The sequence below is a fragment of the Pseudomonas sp. GM24 genome, from assembly GCF_000282235.1.
In the GTDB taxonomy this organism is placed as follows: Bacteria; Pseudomonadota; Gammaproteobacteria; order Pseudomonadales; family Pseudomonadaceae; genus Aquipseudomonas.
Map to the genome: position 1 here is coordinate 1 of NZ_AKJR01000071.1, position 23,711 is coordinate 23,711.

Here is a 23,711-nt window from a genome sequence, read left to right on the forward strand (position 1 = left end):
GCCTTCGGCAGCTCCTACATTGGAATGCGCTATCCCTGTAGGAGCTGGCGAAGCCTGCGATCTTTTGATTTTTATCAGAAGTGGAACTTCACCAGGAAGCTCGTGGTGCTCTGATTGGTCTTGAACGCACCGGTGTCGTCGATGCCGTACTTGTCTTTCCAGTAGTCGTATTCCACACCGACATACAACTGCTTCTCGCCAAAACTCAACGCCTTGCCCAGGTCGTATTTGACCTGTGGGTTGAAGTGCAGGTTGGCGTGGTAATCGCCTTTGGAGTTGGAGTCGTTGTCGGTGACCCAGTCCATGAAGCCGTCGATCAGGATGTCCGACTTGCCGACCGGGATGGTGTAGGACCAGACCGGAGTAATCTGCCAGACGTTGTCACCGGCGCGAGCACCTTGGGTGTGACGCTGGTAGAAGTTCAACTGGAAGTAGTCGAAGCCCGGGATTGCCAGGTCGAAGCCTGGACCGATCAGGTACGACTCGGTATCGCCTTCGCCGAACTCGTAAGTCATCGCCACCAGGACGTCTTTGATCGGGCCGAACTCGATCTTCTGGTCGAGCACTTTGCCCAGCGAGATGCGCGGGCTGAACTCACCGTAGTAGGTGTTCGGACCGTTGCTGAAGTCCTTGCCACCGTTGTAGAAGATCTTGTCGAGGAAGAAGAAGTTATCCCCGTACTTCCACGCATCGGCGTGCTCGAAGGTGACGGTCTGCTGGATGCGCGGGTTGACCTGGAAGTCCTTGCCATACAGGTAGGTCAGGCTGTTGTTCTGCCACTGCAGCAGGCCTTCGGCCATGGCCTGGCCGCCGGCCAACATCGATCCCGCGAGCATCAGGCTGGTGCACATACGTTTCATTCGGTTGCTCCCAAAGTAGGTGTTCCACGTTATTTTTTTTAAGATCGGCGCTCTGGTGTGGCGCCTTTTTTCGTTGCTGCAAAAGTCATCCGATCGGTCAGCTTCGTTGCTGTTAGCAAGAGCCGAGCCAAGGCTTTCGAAAAGCAAAAAAACACCCGCTCGGCTGCTGAAAAACAGTCGATTGAGTGTGTTTTCGGGATGCCTCGGTACTGACCGGGCCGGGATAAGTTGGCTTTTCGGTCAGGAATTAAATTCGGGCTTTTTTTTAGACCGAATTCAAGAGGCCGCGGAGAATACTGACTCAACGGCCAGGTCTCAAGTGCCCCGCAACAGAGCACCGACGACAGGTATGGGGCACGGTTGCGGGCCATCTTAAAAGTGCACCTTGACCAGCAGGCTGGCGGTGTTCTGGTTGGTGTCGAAGTTGTGGGTGTTTTCGATGCCGTATTTATTTTTCCAATAGCTGTATTCGGTGCCGACATACAGTTGCTTGTGGCTCCAGTCCAAGGCTTTGCCCAAGTCATATTTGATCTGCGGATTGATGTGCAGGTTGGCGTGGTAGGTGCCGCGCGAGTTCTCATCGTTGTCGACCACCCAATCGAGGTAGCCGTCGATCAGCACATCGGAATTGCCCAGGGGAAAGCTGTAGGACCAGCCGGGGGTGATCTGCCAGACGCCGTCACCGGGGCGTGGGCCTTCGGTCTGGCGGCGGAAGATGTTCAGGGTTACGTAGTTGAAGCCGGGCACCTTGAGGTCGAAGCCGGGGCCGATCAGATAGGCCTCGCTGTCGCCTTCGCCGTATTCGTAAGTCATCGCCAGCAGGACGTCTTTGATCGGGCCGAACTCGAGTTTCTGGTCGAAGATCTTGCCGAACGAAAAGCGTGGGGTGAATTCACCGTAGAAGGCGTGCGGGCCTTTGTTCGCGTCTTCCTTGCCGTTGTAGAAGATCTTGTCGACGAACAGGAAGTTGTCGCCGTATTTCCACTTGTCGGCGTGCTCGAAGGTCAGCGTCTGCTGGATCGACGGGTTGATCGCGAAATTCTTGCCGTACAGATAGCTCAGGCTGTTGGTCTGCCACAGCAGTAAATCGCCGGCCATGGCCTGACTCGCGGCCAGCAGGCCGCCACTCAACAACATGTTGGTTTGCGTGCGAATCATCTGTTGCTCCCTCTTGTTTTTATTGTTTGAGGCGCAGAGCTGTTGCGCGCCCTTGTAGGAGTGAGCCTGCTCGCGATAGCGGTGAATCAGTCAACGAATCTGTTGAATCTGATAACGACATCGCGAGCAGGCTCACTCCTACAGGGGGATAGCGTTTTTCAGTTAATGCTGGTGGGCGTGGCAGTCGTTGATCGCCGCACGCTCTTTGCCGCCGAGAATGTTGAACAGCAGGTTCAGCGTCAGCGCGCTGAGCGTGGCCATGGCGATGCCGCTGTGGGTAATCGGGCTCATCCACAGCGGCAGGTGCGCGAAGAATTCCGGGCGTACCACGGGGATCAGGCCCATGCCGATGCTCACCGCCACCAGCAACTGGTTGCGACGGTCACCGATGTCGGCTTCCTGGAGAATCTTGATCCCGGTCGCGGCGACCATGCCGAACATCGCAATTGCTGCGCCGCCGAGTACCGCCGGAGGAATCGACGCCACCAGAAACGCTGCTTTCGGCAGCAGGCTCAGGACGATCAGCAAGCCACCGGCAACGATGGTCACCGAGCGGCAACGTACACCAGTCATCTGCACCAAACCGATGTTCTGCGCGAACGAGGAGTGGGTGAAGGTGTTGAAGAAACCAGCGACAAACGAGGCGCCGGCATCACACAGCAAGCCGCGACGTAGCATGCGCGGGCAGACTTCCTGGCCGGTGATCTTGCCTAGGGCGAGGAACATCCCGGTGGACTCGACGAAGATGATGACGACTACCAGACACATCGACAGGATCGGTGCCAGTTCGAATTTCGGCATGCCGAAATGCAGCGGAGTGACGAACTGAACCCATGGCGCGTTGGCCATGCCGCTCAGGTCGACCATGCCAATCGCGCCGCACAGGATGTAGCCGAAGCACATGCCGATCAGTACGGAAATGTTGACCCAGAAACCGCGCATGAAGCGGTGGACCAGCAGAATAGTGCCCAACACCAATGCGGCGATGGCCAGATAAATCGGTGAGCCGAATTGCGCAGCGGCAGCGCCACCACCGGCCCAGTTCACGGCCACGGGGAACAGCGACAAACCGATCGAGGTGATGACCGTGCCGGTCACCAGCGGCGGGAAAAAGCGCACGACCTTGGACATGAACGGCGCGATGAGCATGCCGAAGAAACCGGCAGCGATCGTCGCACCGAAGATGCCTTGCAGACCGATACCGGGCATGCCGGCCATGGCGACCATGCTGCCGACTGCAGCAAAACTGGCACCCATCATCACCGGCATGCGAATGCCCATCGGGCCGATGCCCATGGACTGGACGATGGTGGCGATACCGGCGACCAGCAGGTCGGCGTTGATCAGGAAGGCAATTTCTTCACGACTCAGGCCAGCGGCCTGTCCAATGATCAGCGGCACCGCGATGGCACCGCCGTACATCAGCAGAACATGTTGCAAACCGACCAGGATCAGTTGCAAAAGGGGCAATCGCTGAATGGCGGGTGCGTCGGGGATGCGCGCTTTGGACAGCTCGGACATGCAACACCTCGGATCTTTTTATTCTTGTGATTAACAGCTGCCGGGTTGCTCACAGCTGTTTATTTGCATCAGGTAAAAACCGCGTTGCGGCGAATCGCTGGCAAGCCAGCTCCCACACAGGCAGTGCAAAACCCTGTGGGAGCTGGCTTGCCAGCGATGCTTTTACTGCTTAGTTGGTCTGTGCTCCCTGGGCGATCCATGCACCGATCAGGTCACGTTCCTGCTGGGTCATCTGCGTGATGTTGCCCAGTGGCATGATCTGCGTGGTGATGGCTTGCGCCTGGATGCGTGCCGCGTTCTGACGGATCTGCTCAGGGGTGTCGAGCATCACACCCGCCGGAGCTGCGCTGAACAACGGACTGGTTGGTTTGGCCGAGTGGCAAACCGCGCAACGTTCTTGAATCACGTTGTGCACTTTGTCAAAGGCCGGACCTGCGTTGGAGGCTTGCGCCGGTGCTGCGGCAGGGGCTGCCGGAGCAGCAGGTGCCGCCGCTTCAGCCGGTTTCAAGCCACCGCCCAATGCCGTTTCCGGCAGCGGTTGGTACTCGATTTTCGCTGGCGCCTTGGCCACTTCCGGCGCGGTCGACATCGGCATCGGGCCGGTGACGTACGCCAGACTGATCATGCCCACCGCTGCCACTGGCAGGGTCCAGGCAAACTTGTGGCTGTCATGACGGGTGTTGAAGTAGTGACGCACCAACACCGCCAACACGGCGATCCCGGCCAGGATCAACCAGTTGTACTGGCTGCCATAGGTGCTCGGGAAGTGGTTGCTGATCATGATGAACAGCACCGGCAGGGTGAAGTAGTTGTTGTGACGCGAACGCAGCAAGCCTTTGGCTGGCAGCGCCGGATCCGGCGTGCGGTTTTCGGCAATCGCCGCGACCAGTGCGCGTTGCGCCGGCATGATGATGCGGAACACGTTGCCGACCATGATCGTGCCGATGATCGCGCCGACATGCAGGTACGCACCACGACCGCTGAACACTTTGCTGAAGCCATACGCCGCGCCGATGATCAGCACGAACAGAATGAAACCGAGCAGAGCAGGGCGTTTGCCCAGGGCCGAGTCGCACAGGAAGGAGTAGATGAACCAGCCGATAAACAGCGAGCCGATACCGATGGCCACGCCTTCAGGGCCGCTCAGGGTGCTGCCCGGAGCCAGCAGGTAGAGCGTTGGATTGGAGTAGAACACCACGCACAGCAGCGCGATACCCGACATCCAGGTGAAGTAGGCTTCCCATTTGAACCAGTGCAGGTTTTCCGGCATCGCCGGCGGGGCCAGTTTGTATTTTTCCAGGTGATAGATACCGCCACCGTGGATCGCCCACAGGTCACCGGCCAGACCGGTTTTCGGGTTGACGCGGTTGAGGTTGTTCTCCAGCCAGACGAAGTAGAACGACGCGCCGATCCAGGCCACGCCAGTAATCATGTGAACCCAGCGCACGCTCAGGTTCAGCCATTCCAACAGATGTGCTTCCACAGTCTTTACCTCTCGCCTGTCACTCTTGTTGTCGAGTGATCAGACCTTCTCTTATTGGTGGGGGGCGAGGATCAAACGCTCATCCTCTTTGAAAAAATGCTCATCGCAGTTATTGCCTGTGCCACTGCGATCAACCACCAGGAAGTCATCCCGCTTTTCGATCGTCAGCACCGGATGGTGCCAAACGCCGCGATGGTAATTAATGCCCTGCCTGCCGTTGGTGACGAAGGCGCGGACCAAGCCTGATACAGGTTCATCGCCAAGTGGCGCGACCACGATCAGAAAGGGGTTGCCGAGCAGCGGAATGAAAGCCTGGCTGCCCAGCGGATGGCGTTCCAGCATGCAAACGGTCAGCGGCATGTCCTGCGCGTCGGCGCGGAAAATGCTGATGATCGCGTTGTCCTCAGGCTGAGCGGTTTCGACCGTCGCCAGTTTATGGAAGCGCATGGTCGAACCGTTGTTGATCATGAAGTGATCGCTGCCGTCGGTTTCGATCACGTCACCGAAAGGGGCGAAGGCTTCTTTGGTCAGCGGTTCAATCTGTAGTGTGCGCATGCTGTTCTTCTTTTCGTTGAGTGATCGTTCCCACGCTCCGCGTGGGAATGCAGCCCGTGACGCTCCGCGTCACATCCAGAGTGGACGCAGAGCGTCCAGTGATGCGTTCCCACGCAGAGCGTGGGAACGATCATTGCGGTGTTATTTAGCGACCTTGCCGAGAACGCGCAGGCGGCTCACGCCACCGTCCGGGAACACGTTCAGGCGGATGTGAGTGATCGGGCCCAGTGCCTTGATCTGCTCGACGAAGGTGTGTTCGGCGTGCATTTCCAGCTTCTGGCTTGGCAGCAGTTCACGCCAGAACAGCGATTGGGTTTCGATCTGGCTGTCAGTACCGCCCTTGACGAACGCGCCCTGGATCGAGCAAGTGTCCGGGTAGTTGCCTTTGAAGTGCAGGGTGTCGACGACGATCTTCTCGATCTCGCCCGGGTGACCCAGCGCGACGATCACCCAGTCATTGCCCGGCGTGCGACGACGTGCAGTTTCCCAGCCGTCGCCCATGTTGATGCCACGACCCGGGTTGAGGATGTTGCTCATGCGGCCGAAGTGTTCGTCGGAGCAGGCGAGGGCGCGGCCACCATTGAGGGCTGCTGCCAGATCGACTTGCTCGTTGTCGCCAACAGCGGACCAGTCGCGGAACGGAATGCCGTACACGCGCAGACGGGCGACACCGCCGTCCGGGTAGATGTTGAAGCGCAGGTGGCTGAACGCTTGGTCGTTGCTGATTTCGTGGTAGTGGTGGCTGTTGCCCTGCAGCTCGACGGCCGACAGCACTTCAGTCCACTGGGTGTTTTCATCAGGCTCGCCCGACGCCAGGAAGCACGCTTCCAGAGAGGCCGATGGCGGGAAGTTGCCGGTGAAGAATGAAGTGTCGATGTCCACGCCTTTGATCGAGCCCGGTACGCCCAGACGAATCACAGCGCTGTCGAAGCCTTCGAAGCGCTTGCGGCGCGATTCCCAGCCGTCCATCCACTTGCCGTTGTCATCGAACACGCCCTCCTTCCATACGGCCGGAGTCGGTTGGAACAGACGATTGGCGTCTGCGAACCAGTCATCGGTGACCGAGATGATTTTGGTGCCCAGACGGGCATCGGCCAGGTTGACGAATTTTTCGAAAGGTACGGCGTAAGCTTTCATTCTTCTTGTCTGCCTTTAAAAAAGTGGCTGGGGATGCTTGCAAGACCCTGGGTGCTCTCCGCGTCTGATGCACTCGGGTCAGGCTTCGCTAAAGAGTCAGTAAACGGAACAGGGCGATCTTGTTGATCTCCGCCAGCGCGCATTTGAACTCGGTGTCGACCGAATTGTGAATACGCGTTTCGAACGCCGCGAGGATCTGATGCCGGTTGCTGCCTTTTACCGCCATGATGAAGGGAAACTTGAACTTGGCTTTGTAGGCGTCGTTCAGCTCGGTGAAGCGCTGGAACTCTTCGGCCGTGCATTGGTGAATACCGGCGCCAGCCTGTTCATTGGTGCTGGCTTCGGTCAGTTGGCCCTGGACGGCAGCTTTGCCGGCCAGGTCCGGGTGAGCGTTGATCAGCGCAAGCTGGCTGGCGTGATCGGCGCTCAACAGGATGTCGCTCATGCGCTGGTGCAGGGTTTCGATCTCGTCGATCGAGGCATCTGCGCCCAGGTCGTAGGCCTTCTCGGCCACCCATGGCGAATGTTCGTAGATGTCGGCAAAAGCTTTGACGAAGGCGTCGCGGCTCAGGCTCGACGGTTGCAGGGTTTGAAAGCGGCTCATTTGGCGGCCCCTTGGTACGGGTGGGTTTCGTGCCAGTGACGCGCGATGTCGACGCGACGGCTGAACCACACCTGTTCATGACTTTTGGCGTATTCGATAAAGCGTTTGAGCGACGCGAGGCGACCCGGACGGCCGATCAGGCGGCAGTGCAGACCGATCGAGAGCATCTTCGGTGCTTCAGCGCCTTCGGCATAGAGCACGTCGAACGCGTCTTTGAGGTATTCGAAGAAGTCGTCACCCTTGTTGAAACCCTGCACTTGGGTGAAGCGCATGTCGTTGGTGTCGAGGGTGTACGGGATCACCAGATGCGGTTTGCCGGTCGGGTTGTTCGGTTCCCAGTAGGGCAGGTCGTCGTCGTAGGTGTCGCAGTCGTAGAGGAAACCACCTTCTTCCATGACCAGGCGACGAGTGTTCGGGCCGGTGCGGCCGGTGTACCAACCCAGTGGGCGCTCGCCGGTGATTTCGGTGAGGACGCGGATCGCTTCGAGCATGTGCTCGCGTTCCTGCGCTTCGTCCATGTACTGGTAGTCGATCCAGCGGTAGCCGTGGCTGCAAATCTCGTGGCCGGCATCGACCATCGCACGGATCACATCCGGGTGGCGCTGAGCGGCCATGGCCACCGCAAAAATGGTCAGCGGAATATCGAATTCCTTGAACAGTTTCAGGATCCGCCAGACGCCGGCACGGCTGCCATACTCGTAAAGCGATTCCATGCTCATGTTGCGCGCGCCTTGCAGCGGCTGAGCGGCAACCATTTCGGAGAGGAAGGCTTCGGACTCTTTATCGCCATGCAAAATGTTGCGCTCGCCGCCTTCTTCGTAATTGAGTACGAAGGACAGGGCGATGCGGGCATTGCCCGGCCAGTGTGGGTGAGGAGGGTTACTGCCGTAACCGATCAGGTCGCGTGGGTAGTCAGCGCTCACTGCAGTCTTCCTTCTTATTCGTTGACAGATTGGTGTGGCGGCCTGGCGGTGAATTAACAGGCTGGCGTCACAGCGATGGGCTGATTGTATACAACTTTATTCGCAATTTGTAAGCCTGAATTTTCGCATTTTTCACCGACTGTCATCTTTTCCTGCTATTGGCGTGAGCCTGCAAGAAACCTGCCTGACCAGTCAGCTAATGGATAGGAGGTGCAATGAATAGGCGTATTGCTGGCTCATCGGCAGGAAACCCCCGAATGGCGGGGGTGAAGTGAAAAATGTCGTTTTTATTGTGTACAATTTTTTTGAAAAGTGTCTTAATCAATCGCTCGCCGCAGCTTTTCGTGCTCCGAATCGGTGCGGTCTCCTTTTTATCTGACTTCGGGAGGCGCGAGGTCTGACTGCTCCATGCAGGCAGGCGCGCAGAATCAATGGGACGTTTGACTACACACGTTTTGGACGCTGCACACGGTTGCCCGGGCAGTTCGATCAAGGTCGAGCTGTACCGCGTTGAAGGATCGCACCTGGAATTGGTCGCCAGTGCCGTCACCAACAGCGATGGCCGGGTCGATGCACCGCTGCTGCAAGGCGATGATTATCGTACCGGCGTTTATCAGGTTCAGTTCCATGCGGGCGATTACTACCGCGCCCGTGGCGTTCAGTTGCCGGAACCGGCATTCCTCGACGTGGTTGTGCTGCGCTTCGGCATCTCTGCCGAACAGGATCACTACCATGTGCCATTGCTGATTTCGCCGTACAGCTATTCCACGTACCGGGGCAGCTGACCCCCAAGCAGCTGCCCCCACCGGGAAGCGACTGCGCATATAGCTTCTTTGGTCTTTCGCCCGCTCACACTGCGGGCTTTTTTTATGCCTGTATTTTGTGCATGGCCGCGCGCCCCGGAGAACTCTGGAGCGCGCGGCTTCGCGTTCGGGTAAGCATTAACGATAAGGTTATTCAGCTGTGTCGGCTGACGACAAGGTTGTATTCGTGAGTGGGGAGAGGCTCGTTGGTGCCCAGCAAAAAAATGATCCTGTTCGTGTGCAAGTGTTCCATCAGGTCGTTGTTGATATGGGCGTCCATGTTGTCGACAAAGACTCTTTTTTTGAGCCAGGCAATTGGATCTGGGAGAAAAACAGTTTTGTTCTGAATCCTGTCCATGAACATGATGAAGATATGCTCAACACCCGTTCGCTTGATCAGTAAGGCGTTCCCCTGGTTGGCGCCGAAATCATGGGCAATGTAGTAGCCGTGTGCGTTGAGAAGATCTTTGAACAGTGTCCGCGTTGTTCGCCGACCTCTTTGATGTTGTGAACCGGATAACAGCTTCGGATTGAAGTCGATTCTTTGCAGACCTTCAGCGGACGGAAGCGGGACACGCTTGTTGCCATTTACGTCGGCTGCAAGCGGCGAGAGAAGCATTAGCGGGTCGCTCAAGTCTTGACGAACGACTCGGTTATCGCCCACGAACATAGAGCGATTTTCCCAGTACTTGAAAGTCTCGACCAATGCACTGATCCCGGACCCGCTCAGTTTATTGGAGTGACTGGCCCGATTGAACATCTCCCGTGCGGTTTCGCTTGCGGAGTGATCAGAAAGGAAGGGGAACTGATCGCTGACATATTGAGTGAGGCTTTTTTCAAATGGCCGACTCCCTGCAATTTTCCATGCTTCACTGCCTTGCGCCGTCCTGTCCGCCGACTTCACCACCCCCCGGGGTTGTAACTCAGGATTGGTCAGCAGTAATTGTTCAAAAGCATCGAAACGATAAGCAGAGAACTGAGGAGGCTTGATGAAGGCAAAACCGTCAACGGCGTGGGTCGCCTGGTCAAGCAGCGCAAAGTGCTTGCCGCCTATTTCCACGGAGTCGCCGGCTGGCGGTTTCGTTGTTCCCCAGGCTTTCCATAGTTCACTGATGCCCATGAGTACGAAGGGATCGAGAGGATCACTGTCTTCTTGCAGTCGAGGGCGCTTGCTTGGGCTGGGGCCGGGCTTTTCTGGCTGAGTGAGGTGGCGAGAACTGCCTGGCTGCGGATCCTGCTGCGTATTTGCGAAGGCCTGCAACTTGCGGCGCCAGACGAATTGCCCAGGGATCTGCTCGAACGTGATATCCGGCACATCGGTCGTTGTTGCAGACGCCAGTTTGTATTCGCCTTGTTCATTCCTGCGAACCAGGATGGTGCCGTCGGCGATATCGATATAGGTTCTCCCGCGCGGTCCTTTGCGGATGCCGTCCGGGGAACCTTGCGCTGCAGGAAGAAGCGCCGCCAGGTGCGGGTCGACGAAAGGAATTGCGTGTGACGGTTCGTTAATCCGTTGCGCCGATCGCTTCCTCTGTCTGGATTGAGCCGTGTACCACTGGGCCTCGACTCGCCACAGTGGCAAACCGTCGATTTTTTTCAGAATTGGTGGTGTCACGCCCGGCGCTGCTGGCCAGGGAATCTGATAGTCCCCGGTTGTGTTGCGTTCAACCCGGTAATGACGGCCGTCTTCCAGGTGCGCGTAAGTCTGACCGCCCGGGGCCACGAATAACCCGTCGATGGTTTCGTGCGGTTTTAGCAGATGGGTTTGTAAAACCGGCAGGGATATCTCGGCCAGTCTGGCATTGGCTTCGGTGATCACCGGGTCCGTGATGTGACTCACCACGACATGTGGGTAATCAGTTACTTCGCTGCCAGATGGAGCGGAAATGGATGGCCCCGGCAGTCGATTCGTACCTGGCGCAAAAATGTTGGAGCCGCCAGGATTCGTTCCGCTGCCATTGCCAGCGTTAGACCTGTTGGTCGTCGAGGTATCGGGCAACGCAGGGCGAATGGTGGTCTTTGTGGGTCTGGTCATTCAACTTTCTCTGAGCGATTCATGGTGCATTCCTCTCTGTTCTGCTCAATCACTGGTCTTGGAAAATGAACAGCGTTGTTTGCCCCAGAACATCTGTCTGTGTTCCACCCAGCAGATAGCTGATCTTTTTATCTTTGCTGTAAGCCGACAGAGGCTTTGGTTCGCTGCTGGATGTTTGCACCACGGCCTTACTGCGTTCAAAGCGCTCAGGCTGAAATCGCTGCAACCTCCCGTTAATAAGAGGAGGCAGTTTCAGCACAAATACGTGGTCGATTTTCTCCCGGTAAAAGAGCAATTCGTTCTCGGCAAGCGTATTTGTCGAGTGGTTCAGCACGTACCCGTCATCCTCCAGAAGCTGACTGAACAGCTTGCGCAAACCGGGCCCGTCTGGCGTCGCGGCGTACTCGTTCCAATGCCGGGAGAAGCGTCCGGGGTCAAAATCCAGTCGCATCAAGCCTTCACCCAGTGAGGAGGGAATCGCCAGGGTTTCTTCCGGTCCGTAAAGAGGCCGTAACATCAGTAACGGGTCAGCCAGTTCTCGACGCGGCGCTGTGTGCTGATCCCTGTTGGCCCAGTAACGAAACACTTGATTCATGAGCGCCAAACCGGGGGCAATGATGATTTCAGATCGGTTTGCCTGATTGAACATGGCTCGGGCGAGTGAGTTGACCGATTGATCCGACAGGTATTTGAAGGTTCTGGAAATGTATTGAGTGAGCGGCATCTCAAAAGGCACGACACTGTCCAGCACTGTCCATTGGTTGTTCTGTTTAACCGCCCACTTGGGCTGCAACGACGGGTTTTCCCGCAGCATGTATTCGAAGGTGTCGTACAAGACGGGTGAGAACAACGGATGTTGCAGATAGACCAGTCGCGGGTTGGCACTCATGTCCTGTTGCATCACCCGGTAATACTGCCCGTCTATCTCGATATGATGGCCCACCTGTGGACGGACACTCTGGCCCCAGTTTCGCCATAACCCGAAACTCAAGTTGATCGCCTCGGGATTGGCGGACAGCAAGCTATCGGTCAACGCTTGGCTGGCATCTGTCCCTTCTTCCTGATGCAGACGCTTGCCCGGGACGGCCATGGGCTCCGGCGTATCGGTTGAGGCTTTGCGTTTTTCCTGTAGCGAACGCTCCGGTTCAGAACCGGTTTTGCGGCGCCACAGTCGCGTCCCGGGAATCTGTTCGAACAATAATGCGGAGGCATCGCGCACGGTCGCAGAGCTTTGCTGATACTCACCGTTGGCGTTTTTTCGCACCATGACGGTTCCTTCGGCCGTATCGATATAGGTTTTGCGGTGCTTGTCGTAGCGGATCCCGTCTGGCGTCTGCCGGGAGGGGGAGAGCAGGGCCGCTGCATCGGGTGCCAGGTAGGTCGGCTGTTCCGCAGCAAGACTCTCGGCGGCTGCATTTCGCCGGTCACTTTCCGAGTTGTGCGCCAGCCAACCCGGCCGTTCGAACGTCCAGACGGGCTGGCGTTCTGTTCTGATCAAGAAGGGGCCAGGCAGACGCGGGGAGAAATTGAAGGGAATCTGATAGCGGCCATCGTGCTGCATCTCGACCAGCAGATGGCCTTCATTCTCGACACGGGCATATAACTTGCCATCCGGACTGGTGAACAGACCGCTGTCGTGATCCAGCCGTTGTAGCAGATGGGCTTGATCGGCAGGCCAGGTGATTGCTTGCAGTGCTGACGCAACTTGCGCTGAGTAGGATGCAGGCATGTCGTTGACCTGCACTGATGGGAGCTGCGCCGAGGCGTCCGGCAGCGCTGCGGGGAGTGTTGTGGTTGCCGGTAGTCGGGGAGATGTGTTTGCCATATTTGGGCGAATATCGGGCGCAGTGACCCCGGCCACGCGCTTCGGTGGTTTGACCATTGATTTGAACTCGGTGTATGGAACAAGAGGTTTTATTGAGGCTTGTCCACAAAAATCTGCGGACAAGTTGCGGAGATGCCGGGTTGTGTATTCACCCTTCTCTAACAATGAACAGGGTCGAGTTATCGGGGGAAATCTGTTGTTTGCCGCCCACCAGATAAATCACTTTGTAACTTTTGAGATGTTCGGCCAGCGCCTGTCTGTCCGCTTCGCTGAGTCTGCTCTGGAACTGCGGGCTGGCAATTTCGGAGCCGACAACGGAGTAACGAGGTACAGGCGTCTGCGTAACAGGGGTCAACTTCAATACGAAAACAGCAGCGACGCCTTCTCGGTGAAAAATCATCACGTCTTCGCCACTTGGATGCGGGTGTCTGTTCGGGTTGATGCTGTAACCGCTGAGGCCAAGGATTCTTCCGAATACGTCGCGTGTGCTTGAAGCACTCGGCATCGAATCCAGTTGCTGGACGTCGAAGTCCAGACGCTGCAAACGGCTCGAAACAGGCGCCGGCAAAGCGAGCAGCCCTCCGGCGTATTGGTCATTGTGCCGGGCGGGCAAAATGGGCAGTAGCATCAAGGGGTCTGAAAAACTGGGGTGGGGCGAGGTGTTGTTGACTCTGTCGGTCCAGTGGCGGAGCGTCAGCGTCAATGCTGAAAGTCCACCGGCATCAATCCCTTGAGGCGTGGACACACGCTCAAATACAGCTCTGGCGAGGTTATTTGCCGAGCGTTCGGACAGAGAGTTCAGGGCGCTGGATACATATTGCGTTGCCGACATTTCGAACGGCGCGTGGTTGTCCAGAACCTTCCACTGGCCATTGCGTTTCAGCGCCCATTTCGGCTGTATCGAAGGGTCATTGCGCAGCATGTTTTCGAATTCGTCGAAACCTTGAGGTTTAAACCTCGGGTGTTGCAGATAAACCAGATCGGTGTCGGCGCGTAGAACCTGCCTGACCAGCGGATAGTGCAATTTTTCTATTTCTATCGACTCGCCTGTTTCCGGTTTGGTGGTTTTTCCCCAGTTTTTCCACTGTGCTACCGACAGATCCAGTGCAGCCGGCCGCTGGGCTGACAGACGTTCGATCAGCACGCCTGTCGTCGATGCGACGTCGCTTTCCTGGACCGGGTATGGGCGATTGCTCGGACCGGGTAGAGCGTCGGTCGTTTCGGTGGACACTGGGTCGGTTGCGGCTTGAAGGCGGTGTCGCGGCTCGTCGATTTCACGCCACTGTTTTGTCCCCGGAATCTGTTCAACCCATTTACCTGTCGGAGACGCTTCCCCGGCGTGTGTCTGACGCCAGCCATCCGCGGTTTTGCCGACCATGACCATGCCGTCGTGCATTTCGACATACGCTTTCTTGTACTTGTCGTAGCGAAAACCTTCTGCGGTGCCTTCCTGAAGTTTTAGTTGGCTTGCCGATTCGGCATGGATGAACACCGGATGTTGCACACTCGCGCTGGTGGCGGTGCTTGCGGCGGCTGCCTGCTGGCGTTCGCTGAAGTGCAGGGATACCCAATCGGCGGCACGTGATGAACCTGAGCTCTCAGGGAAGTGGTGGACGGTGATTGTGGGGCGCGGGGAAGTCACGTCCGCCAAGGGGTGGATAGTGACCGTTTGGGGTGACGTTACTGCCGGTAAGGCAGTTGAAGACGCGCCGGCTGCGCCAGGCACATTGTCGCCGCCTGGGCCAGGATGAATGATTTCCCCGGCCGTAGCTCCGAGAGGATTGCCTGACAGTTCGACGGGGGTTGCGGACGCGTCGGGCGAAAGCGTACGCGGAATTTTCTTCGGTGGCTTGGCCATTGAATGACTCCTTTGGATTGTTTATCCAGTCGTTTGCATCGGGGTGGGGAGCCATGGTCGGGAAAAGATCATCCGGATGTGCGGTACATATGTAATGTCCTGCCAGCATTTGCCGCAGGATGTTGCGCAATCCGTCGGATGTGTAAAAAACTCTCATCGACGCGCTGCCGACGAGAGTTTCGCATCGGCCTTTACCGCTCTCTGAAAATGAACACGGTTTCGGGATTCGACTGCACCCTCAATACGCCACCGATCAGCCACACCACTTTGTTCTGTGCCGTGGCGGTTGTCAGGGCTTGCAACGCGTCGGTGCCAATCCTGGCCGGCAAGCTCGGGTCTGCCAGCTCATTGCCTGGGGTGTGGGAAAAGCCGACATGTTCCACTGCGCCCAGTTTCAGGAAATAGATCTGGTCATGGGAGTTGCGCCGGAAAACCAGAGTGGGCATGCGATGCTCATAAGTCAGAGGAAAGACGTCGTAGCCGCTGCGTACCAGCAAGGCGCCAATCAGACGCCTGAGGTTCAGATCTGTCGGATAGGTTTTGTAGTGATTCCATTCGACGGGAAAACGCGTTGGATCGAAATTGAGCCGTTGCAGCTCGCCGTCCACCTGGGAGGGCATCCGGATGATTTTTTTCCGTCGCGATCAATGGAGGGTGCCATCTTCAGCATGTTTAGCGGGTCGGCGTACGCTGGTGTCGTGGGAAACGGCCGCTGCTTCCACTGATGCAAGACGGCCTGAATATTGATCAGTCCGGTGCCGGTAATCACAGGTGAGTTGTCCGCGAGTTCAAACAATCTCTTGGCGACGGCATGTGCAGTGGCATCAGAAAAGTCGGGAAATGCCTTGGCAACCGACCGCGATATCGGTTCAGTAAAAAAACGTTTACCGGGGTTTATTTCTCCCGGATCGTTACCTAGGCGAAACGTTGCAACGGGCTGCAACAAGGGCGCTGTATAGAGCATTTGGTCGAACGCCTCGAAGCCTGCAGGCGTAAAGTCTGGATGTTGGACAAAGTAGACTTTGGGTGTGCGGTTGGAGCCGACAGGCACAATCGGATAATGAAACCAGCCGAGTTGCACGGACTCCACCAGCGGTGGTTTGTTCAGATGGCCCCACGGTAGCCAGAAAAGCGGTGTTTGCTCGGTCGGGGCGCTTGCGTCAAGGCGCATTGGCAGAACTGGATCTACAGGTGCGTCGAGCCGTGGTCGTTTGCTTGGGCCTGGTCGCGCTTCGTCCGGTTCGGCAATCGTTCGAGACGTGCCGGCAACAGGGTTTTCTTTGGTGGGTGAGTTCGGGCTCTTGCGGCGCCAGAGTACTGTTCCGGGAATCTGTTCAAAAAAAATATCGGGAGATTCCCTGCTCGTCGGCGAGGCCAGTTGATACTCACCTTGTTGGTTTTTACGGACCATGACCGTGCCTTCTGCCGTATCGACGAAGGTATGGTTGAGCTTGTTGTAACGCAGTGCATGCGCTGAAAGCTCTGCACGGGTCAGCGTATTTGCGTCTTCGGGCGCAAGGTAGGAGAGGGGGGGCGGGGTGACAGGTGTTTCGGTCCGAGACGCTGTCGATTGCCAGCCAGGGCGCTGGATAAGCCAACTGGACTGGCCTTCTGTCCTGGTCAGTACTGGCCCGGGAACACCGGGCGCAAAGGTCAGAGGAACGTAATAATTGCCCTGCAAATCCCGTTCGACGACGAACCGGCCTTCGCTGCCGATTTGTGCGTAGGTCCGCTGATCCGGTCCGGTGAACAAGCCGGTATTTTCTCCAATCGGCGTCAGTTCGTGCAATCGGTCCTGAGGCCAGGCAATTGCACTGCGGGCGGTCCTGTAAGTGTCGGGTATTTCGTTGACGATGACGGCGGGCGGTCGATGGGTGGAGGTGCCAGTGGCGTGTGCCCCGCTGGTTGAATCGACGCCAGACAATGGGGTGTCGGGCAAGGCTGGGGTGACGCGGGTGCCCGAGCCTGGCTGCGCAGGTCTTGTTGTAACAGTTGTATCGGCTGGTGCTGTCACCGGAACTTTCTTGGGTGGTTTCGCCATGTGAAATTACTCATTGAGGGATGATGCGTAACGCACGGAAGTGCCTCGCCGCATTTTTCAGGTGCACTCGTCTGCATCCCGGAAAATCCAGGTTGGGAAAACGATGGAGAGGTTCGATGACTTACACTTCGGTGCGCGCGCGTGTTTTCGGGTTTGCCTGATGTACGGCGTGCAAAGTTGCAGGCCTATGCATCAAGGGCGGCGGCGTGAAGAGGGTGAGATCTTGATGGTTACAGCGGACCGAACACTGAGTCGGCGAGCTTCAACTGATCTACTTTGCTTTTGGTTTTTTTGCTCGTTGTTTCATCAGTGCTGTGTTTGCGATCAATGGTCGAAGCATTGTGCTCATCGCTTTCAAAGCGCATATCTGTGATGACGACGGCGTCAGTAATTTTTGCTGTTGCCAATGACGCTTTGCGTACGGTGGTGGCCATCTGAACTTCCTTGTTCTGGCAGGTTTTTGTCAGGCGAGGCGTGATAATACGATCGATTTTTGAACGCTGTATATCAACGGGTTGTTGCTGTGTATTGCGCGCGGCGGGTGCTGCTGGAAAACGCAGCCTGAAAACAATAAACCGGCCCGAGGACCGGTTTATTCAGGCGCTGACGTCGTTTGGCCAGTGGTCAATTATCGGGCAGTGACAGTGGCGGCACCCGCTTTGACTTATGGTTGCAACGATTGAAAATTTCCAGCTGCGAATAAGTTATTTGCCGAGATTTGTTACTGTCCAGAATCCATTTACGGTTCGCCAGGTTGTACTTCAATCTGCCTCGAGTACCGTCGCTCAATGCAATGTTGCGCACGTACAGTTCGCGTTGAGCAAGCGCGGAAAATTCCTCGGGCAAATCTTCCATCGTAGGCGGTTCAAAATATCTGGCGTCGAGGCTGTCGATATAAATCCGGTCGAAAGTCAGGTCTACGGTATGTATCACGCCTTTTGGTCCGATGACAAAAATCTGATCAATCAGATCGTCAGGACCGTACTGCGGTAGATGCAGAGTGACCGTTCCGATGTACAGCTGATTGCCGGACAATACGATCTTGAAATCTTTGATTTGCGTCGCATCGATTTGCCAGGTGGATGAGTTGTTCAACCGAACTTTGGCAGTTGCCAGGCCGCCCGGCGTCGAAATCCGTATCACCCTGTTTTCGCGCAAATGCATCGTATAGGTGGCACCTGCACCCGCAAAGTTTTCGATTGCAGTTTGTTCGGTTAAAGGCAAGAACCTGACACAGGAAGAAACGTGATCCAGTTTCTCCGTGAGGGATACGGGTAATTCGAAAACCGCTTTGTCGTGGGTTCTCAGCGGGAAACGCAAGTCATGACTGGTCAGTGTATTGGCGACAACGCTGTGTTTATAGTGTGCCGGAGGTACGGCGTACTCTTTCTCCAGGATCAGCGTATGGGATTTTCCATCGCGAAATACCAGCTGATAGCCATGGGTAGAGACGCTGGCTGCGAGGTTTTTCAGGGCAGCATCGAGTGTTGTTTCTGAATACTGGCCGACGCCGGCGATCTGCAACAGGCTCTTGCCGAAGTAGAACAGAAAATCACACGAGACATTGACCTTGTCTTTGTCCGCCGCTTCGTTCATCAAAATGGCGGGGGTGGTGGCAAAAGCAACATGTGCACTGGTCATTTCGGCATAGTCGTAATCAAGAAAGATGCGCGTGCCGTAATTGGAATCGGCGGAGCTGCCGGTTATGAATTGAGTGTGCAGGTTGTAGCGCTGAACGTAATAGTGGGTGTTTTGTCGGGTGGGTACATTGCACACTGTTGCGTGGACAAAGGTCGTTGGTTCAGGGCGTCCCCCTTTGGTTTTTTCTGTGTGTATCTTGACGGGATGGTCGTGTTCGATTGTTTTGGGCAGATCCGGTTTCAGGTGATATCCATCGCGAGTAATGATTATTAATTTGTCATTGTGCAAAACCCGACGCCCGTCGGTTTTTTTGTACACGTTATCGATGACTATTTTGCTTCGGCGACCGTAATGAAAGTCGAAGCTCACTTCGATGGAAAGACGGCATCTGTCCACCTCCCATTTCTCGATCTGGTCCATTCGCCAGCCCAGCGATATCTTGCTTTCGTCTACGCCATCTTCCGAGATGAGAACTGAACCCTCCGCCAATTCCACGTGATAAAAATCCACTCCCGATTCACCGAATGCGGTGGCGTTTGCCTTGTACATATAAATCGAGTCGTTACCGGCGCCAGCATTAATGGTGTCTGCGCCTCTTGAGGAAATCACGTTGGGTGCTGCGGTGCCCGTGACAATGCTTCTTCCGTTTTGCAGCGTCTGAACGTTTTCAACGCTTTCGAGTAGTGTCTTGAGCGAGTACGTCTCGCCATCCACTACAGACGCATCCGGGTTCGGCGTATAGATGCGCAAGGTGCCCGCCGCCAGATCGATGGCGTAGCCACGGCCGGTGATCGGATGCGACTGGTTGCCATCCAATATCAAAGTGTCGCTGCCGGCACCGCCGTCGAGTCGGGAAAATTCACTGCTTTCGATATATCTTGCCAGGTCATCCGCCGCATCCTGGGCAGTGAACCTGTCATCTTTGTCGCCCCCCGTGAGATCCTTTATGCCTTCCGTGTAATAAAAGGCATTAGGCTTTTCCGCGACACCGGTGATGGTGTCTTTGCCACTACCGATCAGCCACAAAATGCCTTTGGTTTTCCCCGGCGTTCCCAACACGGCACCAGGGGTTTGAGCCGTTACGCCGTCGCGAGCGTCAATGGTATCGTCAAGACCGACTACTTCAGGGACGTAGTCAATCGGCATGGTTTCGACTCCCCACCAGTGTTTTACGCGCTTGCGTCTTTTCGTCAGGCGGTCTTCATAACGGCCATGCACGACGGCTTCGATGGTGTCCTTCTGCGTCTCGTTGAGTATCTGGCTGGCGCTCGCTTGCATTCGTTTGGCGGTTTCGATTTTGGCTTTGGCCAGTTCGTAACGATTTTTGATGTCCTGGTCTATGTCCTTCAATGGCAGAAAGGAAAACCATCCGGTGCGCCAGCGCTCTTCAACGGTGAGTTCGATGTAGTCATCGATTTCATCCACCATGCGTACGGCACCGTAGACCTGCGATCCTATCGCCATCAGCGCACCCGCCGCGAGGCCGACCGGGCCGGCGAAGGAAAAACCGGCCATGGCGGCACTGCCGAGAATGACGGTCATAGCGGCACTGGCAATGTTCAAACCGCCGCTGACGTAATGATCCATGGCCTCTTTGCCGGTTTTATTGCTGGCGGCGTTGAATTCTCTGACGGCGCTGTAGATATCGAACGGTAATGTCAGTGCACCGCCAATGAGTCCGCCGGAACGACCCAGGCGGATCCCGGCACGGGTTTTGGTGAAGTCGCTCAAGGCGCCACTGCCTGCCTCGATCATGCGCTGGCCGACTTTGGTCACAGCTACGTCGGTGATAATCGAGGCCACCTCGGTGCCGATCCCGATGCCGTTGAAAATGATTTCATCCTGATCATTATTCTTCACGGCATCGTAAATGCCGCGAATTCCCATGAATATGCCAAAAGCCTGAATGCCGACACTGGCGCCGATCATGGAATGGTTCTTGATGATGAGCCAGTCCGGATTGCTGCGCTTGCTTGAATAGACCAAGTGCAAATCGAGGGTCTGCGCCGACTTCAACAGGCGAGCCATTTTTTTCGCGTATCCGCCATCCTCGACACTTGTCCCGATGTCTTCGCTGATGACCGGAAGGGCAGTGGAAGGACGCAGACTGGCGAGTTCGAACAAAAAGGAAGGCAGCAAATAGTCATCACCGAAGGTGGAGACTTTCATGCGCTGTTCGATGGCGGCATAACTGAGTTGCAGGGCGTTGACGAACGATCGACTTGGCCGGCGGAACTGGGTGTTATGACCGGTTAGCGGCTCGCCATCGATGGTCGCTCCCATAGCATCCAGCGCTCGGCGTGTCACTGTGTATGAACCTATTTTGAACGGTCCGAACAGCTCGTCGAGCATCTTGAGCTGACCGGGCTTTCGTTGGCCAGTCGAGGCAGGCGTCTTTCCCGCATCATCGGCGCCCGTCGCTTCGAAGTCGATTGTTTCGGCGGTGCGTTCATTGGTTTGCACGCCGATGTCCAACACTTCGAAGGTGTCAAACTGGGCATAGTGGCTTTTAACCGGTATGGGTTTTAACATTGAAACATCCTTGTTCAATATAGTCTGCAGCATGCAGGGCAACGTTGCAGATAGAGATATAACTTCATGTAGTGCGAGTAAAGAGCTGATGTGTTGCAATTAAATAAGTGAAAGGAATTCAGCGGTTTGAATAATTATGAATCTTCTTGTTTCAAATGAGAGTTACTTGTTGTTTTCCATCCAGAACACACTAAAAAATCAAGTCGCCATCGTGATACGACCTTGTCGTCGGGTTGACGCAGTAATTTTTTGTTTCGCAGGCAGGGTACACAAGTGGCGACAGCGACCTGACGCCAGCGGGATTTTTAAACAGACTTGTTGAATCGGCATCCATGAAAGCCGGATGTGCAACGTGGCGCCGAGTGAACTCGGCAGTCAGGGGGGGCGGAAAAGTCAGTGGCCGCGTGCGGTATATATGTCTTGAAGCGAAGGCAAACGAGGCAATACGTTTAACGTAACTGGAGGAGAGCGATTCTCCAGGCTGCGTGTAACACGGCGGGCTGATTCAGTGAGGATGAGCCCGCCAGCGTTTCAGTGGCTACTAAGCAAGGACGCCGCGCCGGCACCGCCAAACAAACCGGCACTGATCCGGTTGAACCAGCTCTGGCCTTTACCACTGCGCAGATAACGGGCAGCGCCATGGGCACCCAGTCCGTAGGCCAGCTTGCAGAGTAGATCGAGCACTGTCCAGGTTGCGATCATCACCAGCAACTGCGCAAGGAACGGTTGTTCGGCGTTGAGGAACTGCGGCAGGAATGCGGCGAAGAACAGGATGTCTTTCGGGTTGCTTGCGCCCAGCACAAAAGCGCGGCCGAACAGCGTGCGGAAACGTGGCACCGGCGCTGCTTGTGGTACTTCGGCGCCGACCGAGGGCTGACGCGATTGCTGCCAGCTCTGCCAGGCGAGGTAGAACAGGTACAGGGCACCAACGATCTTCAGGGCGCTGAAGAGTTTTTCCGACGCGAGCAACAATGCACCAAGTCCCAAGGCCGAGGCGCTGAGCAGGCAGATTGAAGCGCTGACGCCGCCGAGAAATGCCGGATACGAGCGGCGCAACCCATAGTTCAGACTGTTGCTGATCATCAACAACGACAGTGGCCCCGGAATCAGGATCACCACCAGCGCAGCGCCGCTGAACAGCAGCCAGGTTTCCAGACTCATCACTTTCCTCCTTTTTTTGTTGTACTCAAGAATGTGCAAAAGCCCCACCGGTCAGGGTGAGGCTGTGTTGAAGCTTGAACCGCGTGACGCTTACAAGAAGATGAACTTGGCGATGAAGATCGCGCAGAGCACCCACAGGCTCACGGAAATTTCCTTGTACTTGCCGGTACCGGCCTTCAACGCCACATAGGTGATGAAGCCCAGCGCGATGCCATCGGCGACCGAGAAGGTCAGTGGCATCATGATCGCAGTGACGATGGCCGGAATGGCGTCAGTGGCTTCATCCCATTCGATGTGGGCCATGCCGCCCATCATCAGCATCGCTACATAGATCAGTGCACCGGCGGTGGCGTAAGCGGGAATCATGCCGGCCAGCGGTGCGAAAAACATCGCTGCTATAAATAGCACACCTACGGTAACTGCGGTAAGACCAGTCCGACCACCAGCGGCCACACCGGCGGCACTTTCTACGTAACTTGTGACGGGCGGGACACCGACCACGGCGCCGAAGACGCTGGAAGCACTGTCGGCTTTCATCGCGCGGGAGAGGTTTTCGATACGGCCGTCGGCGTTCACCAGATTGGCGCGCTGGGCAACGCCCATCAACGTGCCGGCGGTGTCGAACATGTGCACAAAGAGGAAAGCCAGTACGACGCTGATCATGCTGACGTTGAACACGCCGGCCACGTTCATCGCCATGAAGGTCGGCGCCAGGCTCGGCGGGGTCGACATGATGCCTTCATAGTGAACGATGCCCAGGCCCCAGCCGGCCAGGGTCACGGTGATGATGCTGATGAGGATCGCACCGAACACGCGGTGGTAGCTGAGGATCGCAATCATCAGGAAGCAGATGGCCGCAAGCAGTGGGCCGGGTTCGCGCAGGGAGCCGAGTTTGATCAGGGTCGCTGGACTGTCGACGACGATCCCGGCGGTTTTCAGACCGATCAGACCGAGGAACAGACCAACACCGGCACCCATTGCAAAGCGCAGACTGACCGGAATGCTGTTGAGCAGCCACTCACGAATCCGCGAGAAGGTCAGGATCATGAACAACACACCGGAGACAAATACCGCACCCAGCGCGGTTTCCCAGTTGTAGCCCATGGTGCCGACCACGGTGTAGGTGAAGAAGGCGTTGAGGCCCATGCCCGGTGCCAGGCCCACCGGCCAGTTGGCGTACAGGCCCATCAACAGGCAGCCCAATGCCGCGGCGATACAGGTGGCGACGAAGGCTGCACCGTGATCGATCCCGGCATCGGCCATGATGTTCGGGTTGACGAAGATGATGTAAGCCATGGTGATGAAGGTTGTCAGACCGGCAATCAGCTCGGTCTTCACCGTGGTGCCATGCAAGCTGAGTTTAAACAGACGTTCCAGCAAGCCACTGCGTAATGGCGGCGAGAGGTCCAGCGTCGATGCTTCGGATTTGCGGCTTTCCACAGCGAGTACTCCTCAAGAGTTTTATTGTTATTTCCAGGGCCGGACCCATGAGGGGTGGCAGCGGCCCTTTGAGGCTTACGCGAATTTGTTGACCATGCGGTCAGGAACTCGCACGCTGTGGATTATGCTTTTGT

At 56.5% G+C, this 23,711-nt stretch carries 18 protein-coding genes; 1 reads left to right on the forward strand and 17 read right to left on the reverse strand.

The genetic code is table 11. The features are described 5' to 3' along the window. Positions 1-74: 74 nt before the first annotated feature. From PMI23_RS10980 to puuE, 8 genes are all read right to left on the reverse strand, one after another. Entirely contained in the window at positions 75-860 is a 786-nt protein-coding gene (locus PMI23_RS10980; RefSeq protein ID WP_007913962.1) for an outer membrane protein OmpK, read from the reverse strand. Between the two features lie 372 nt (positions 861-1,232). Then, positions 1,233-2,018 (reverse strand): outer membrane protein OmpK, encoded by a 786-nt coding sequence (locus PMI23_RS10985; protein WP_007913965.1) that lies wholly within the window; start codon positions 2,016-2,018, stop codon positions 1,233-1,235. A gap of 162 nt (positions 2,019-2,180) precedes the next feature. Further along, positions 2,181-3,539 carry a nucleobase:cation symporter-2 family protein gene (locus PMI23_RS10990; protein WP_007913967.1) on the reverse strand — a complete coding sequence of 453 codons (1,359 nt, stop codon included), beginning with the start codon at positions 3,537-3,539 and terminating at the stop codon, positions 2,181-2,183. Positions 3,540-3,708: 169 nt separating this feature from the next. Continuing rightward, positions 3,709-5,022 carry a urate hydroxylase PuuD gene (locus PMI23_RS10995; protein WP_007913971.1) on the reverse strand — a complete coding sequence of 438 codons (1,314 nt, stop codon included), beginning with the start codon at positions 5,020-5,022 and terminating at the stop codon, positions 3,709-3,711. A gap of 51 nt (positions 5,023-5,073) precedes the next feature. Continuing rightward, a complete protein-coding gene (locus PMI23_RS11000; RefSeq protein WP_007913973.1) occupies positions 5,074-5,577 on the reverse strand; it encodes an ureidoglycolate lyase in 504 nt (167 codons plus the stop codon). Positions 5,578-5,718: 141 nt separating this feature from the next. Then, the gene (gene alc / locus PMI23_RS11005) at positions 5,719-6,714 is read right to left on the reverse strand and encodes an allantoicase (protein ID WP_007913974.1); all 996 of its coding nucleotides are present in this window, start codon (positions 6,712-6,714) and stop codon (positions 5,719-5,721) included. An 88-nt stretch (positions 6,715-6,802) separates the two neighbouring features. Then, complete coding sequence (gene uraD, locus PMI23_RS11010; RefSeq protein ID WP_007913979.1) at positions 6,803-7,318, reverse strand: 2-oxo-4-hydroxy-4-carboxy-5-ureidoimidazoline decarboxylase; 516 nt, start codon at positions 7,316-7,318, stop codon at positions 6,803-6,805. Further along, positions 7,315-8,241 carry an allantoinase PuuE gene (gene puuE, locus PMI23_RS11015; RefSeq protein ID WP_007913981.1) on the reverse strand — a complete coding sequence of 309 codons (927 nt, stop codon included), beginning with the start codon at positions 8,239-8,241 and terminating at the stop codon, positions 7,315-7,317. Before puuE ends, uraD begins: the two co-directional genes overlap by 4 nt. A 431-nt stretch (positions 8,242-8,672) precedes the next feature. Here puuE and uraH point away from each other — a divergent pair, with 431 nt between their 5' ends. Next, positions 8,673-9,026: a hydroxyisourate hydrolase gene (uraH, locus tag PMI23_RS11020; protein ID WP_007913983.1), complete on the forward strand. Its 354-nt coding sequence runs from the start codon at positions 8,673-8,675 to the stop codon at positions 9,024-9,026. A gap of 172 nt (positions 9,027-9,198) precedes the next feature. Here uraH and PMI23_RS11025 read toward each other — a convergent pair whose 3' ends face one another. The 9 genes from PMI23_RS11025 to PMI23_RS11060 form a co-directional block, all read right to left on the reverse strand. Beyond that, the gene (locus PMI23_RS11025; protein WP_007913985.1) at positions 9,199-11,079 is read right to left on the reverse strand and encodes a hypothetical protein; all 1,881 of its coding nucleotides are present in this window, start codon (positions 11,077-11,079) and stop codon (positions 9,199-9,201) included. A 49-nt stretch (positions 11,080-11,128) separates the two neighbouring features. Further along, positions 11,129-12,961: a hypothetical protein gene (locus PMI23_RS11030; protein ID WP_007913991.1), complete on the reverse strand. Its 1,833-nt coding sequence runs from the start codon at positions 12,959-12,961 to the stop codon at positions 11,129-11,131. A gap of 91 nt (positions 12,962-13,052) precedes the next feature. Further along, positions 13,053-14,762 carry a hypothetical protein gene (locus PMI23_RS11035; protein WP_007913993.1) on the reverse strand — a complete coding sequence of 570 codons (1,710 nt, stop codon included), beginning with the start codon at positions 14,760-14,762 and terminating at the stop codon, positions 13,053-13,055. A gap of 191 nt (positions 14,763-14,953) precedes the next feature. Next, positions 14,954-15,208: a hypothetical protein gene (locus tag PMI23_RS29745; RefSeq protein WP_007913995.1), complete on the reverse strand. Its 255-nt coding sequence runs from the start codon at positions 15,206-15,208 to the stop codon at positions 14,954-14,956. A gap of 74 nt (positions 15,209-15,282) precedes the next feature. Continuing rightward, complete coding sequence (locus PMI23_RS29750) at positions 15,283-16,803, reverse strand: hypothetical protein (RefSeq protein WP_007913996.1); 1,521 nt, start codon at positions 16,801-16,803, stop codon at positions 15,283-15,285. A gap of 230 nt (positions 16,804-17,033) precedes the next feature. Continuing rightward, positions 17,034-17,237, reverse strand: a complete 204-nt coding sequence (locus PMI23_RS11045; RefSeq protein ID WP_007913998.1) for a hypothetical protein — start codon at positions 17,235-17,237, stop codon at positions 17,034-17,036. Between the two features lie 190 nt (positions 17,238-17,427). Continuing rightward, complete coding sequence (locus tag PMI23_RS11050) at positions 17,428-20,976, reverse strand: calcium-binding protein (protein WP_007914000.1); 3,549 nt, start codon at positions 20,974-20,976, stop codon at positions 17,428-17,430. A gap of 531 nt (positions 20,977-21,507) precedes the next feature. Then, positions 21,508-22,137, reverse strand: a complete 630-nt coding sequence (locus tag PMI23_RS11055; protein WP_007914001.1) for a LysE family translocator — start codon at positions 22,135-22,137, stop codon at positions 21,508-21,510. A gap of 90 nt (positions 22,138-22,227) precedes the next feature. Continuing rightward, complete coding sequence (locus PMI23_RS11060; protein WP_007914003.1) at positions 22,228-23,577, reverse strand: NCS2 family permease; 1,350 nt, start codon at positions 23,575-23,577, stop codon at positions 22,228-22,230. Positions 23,578-23,711: the final 134 nt, after the last annotated feature.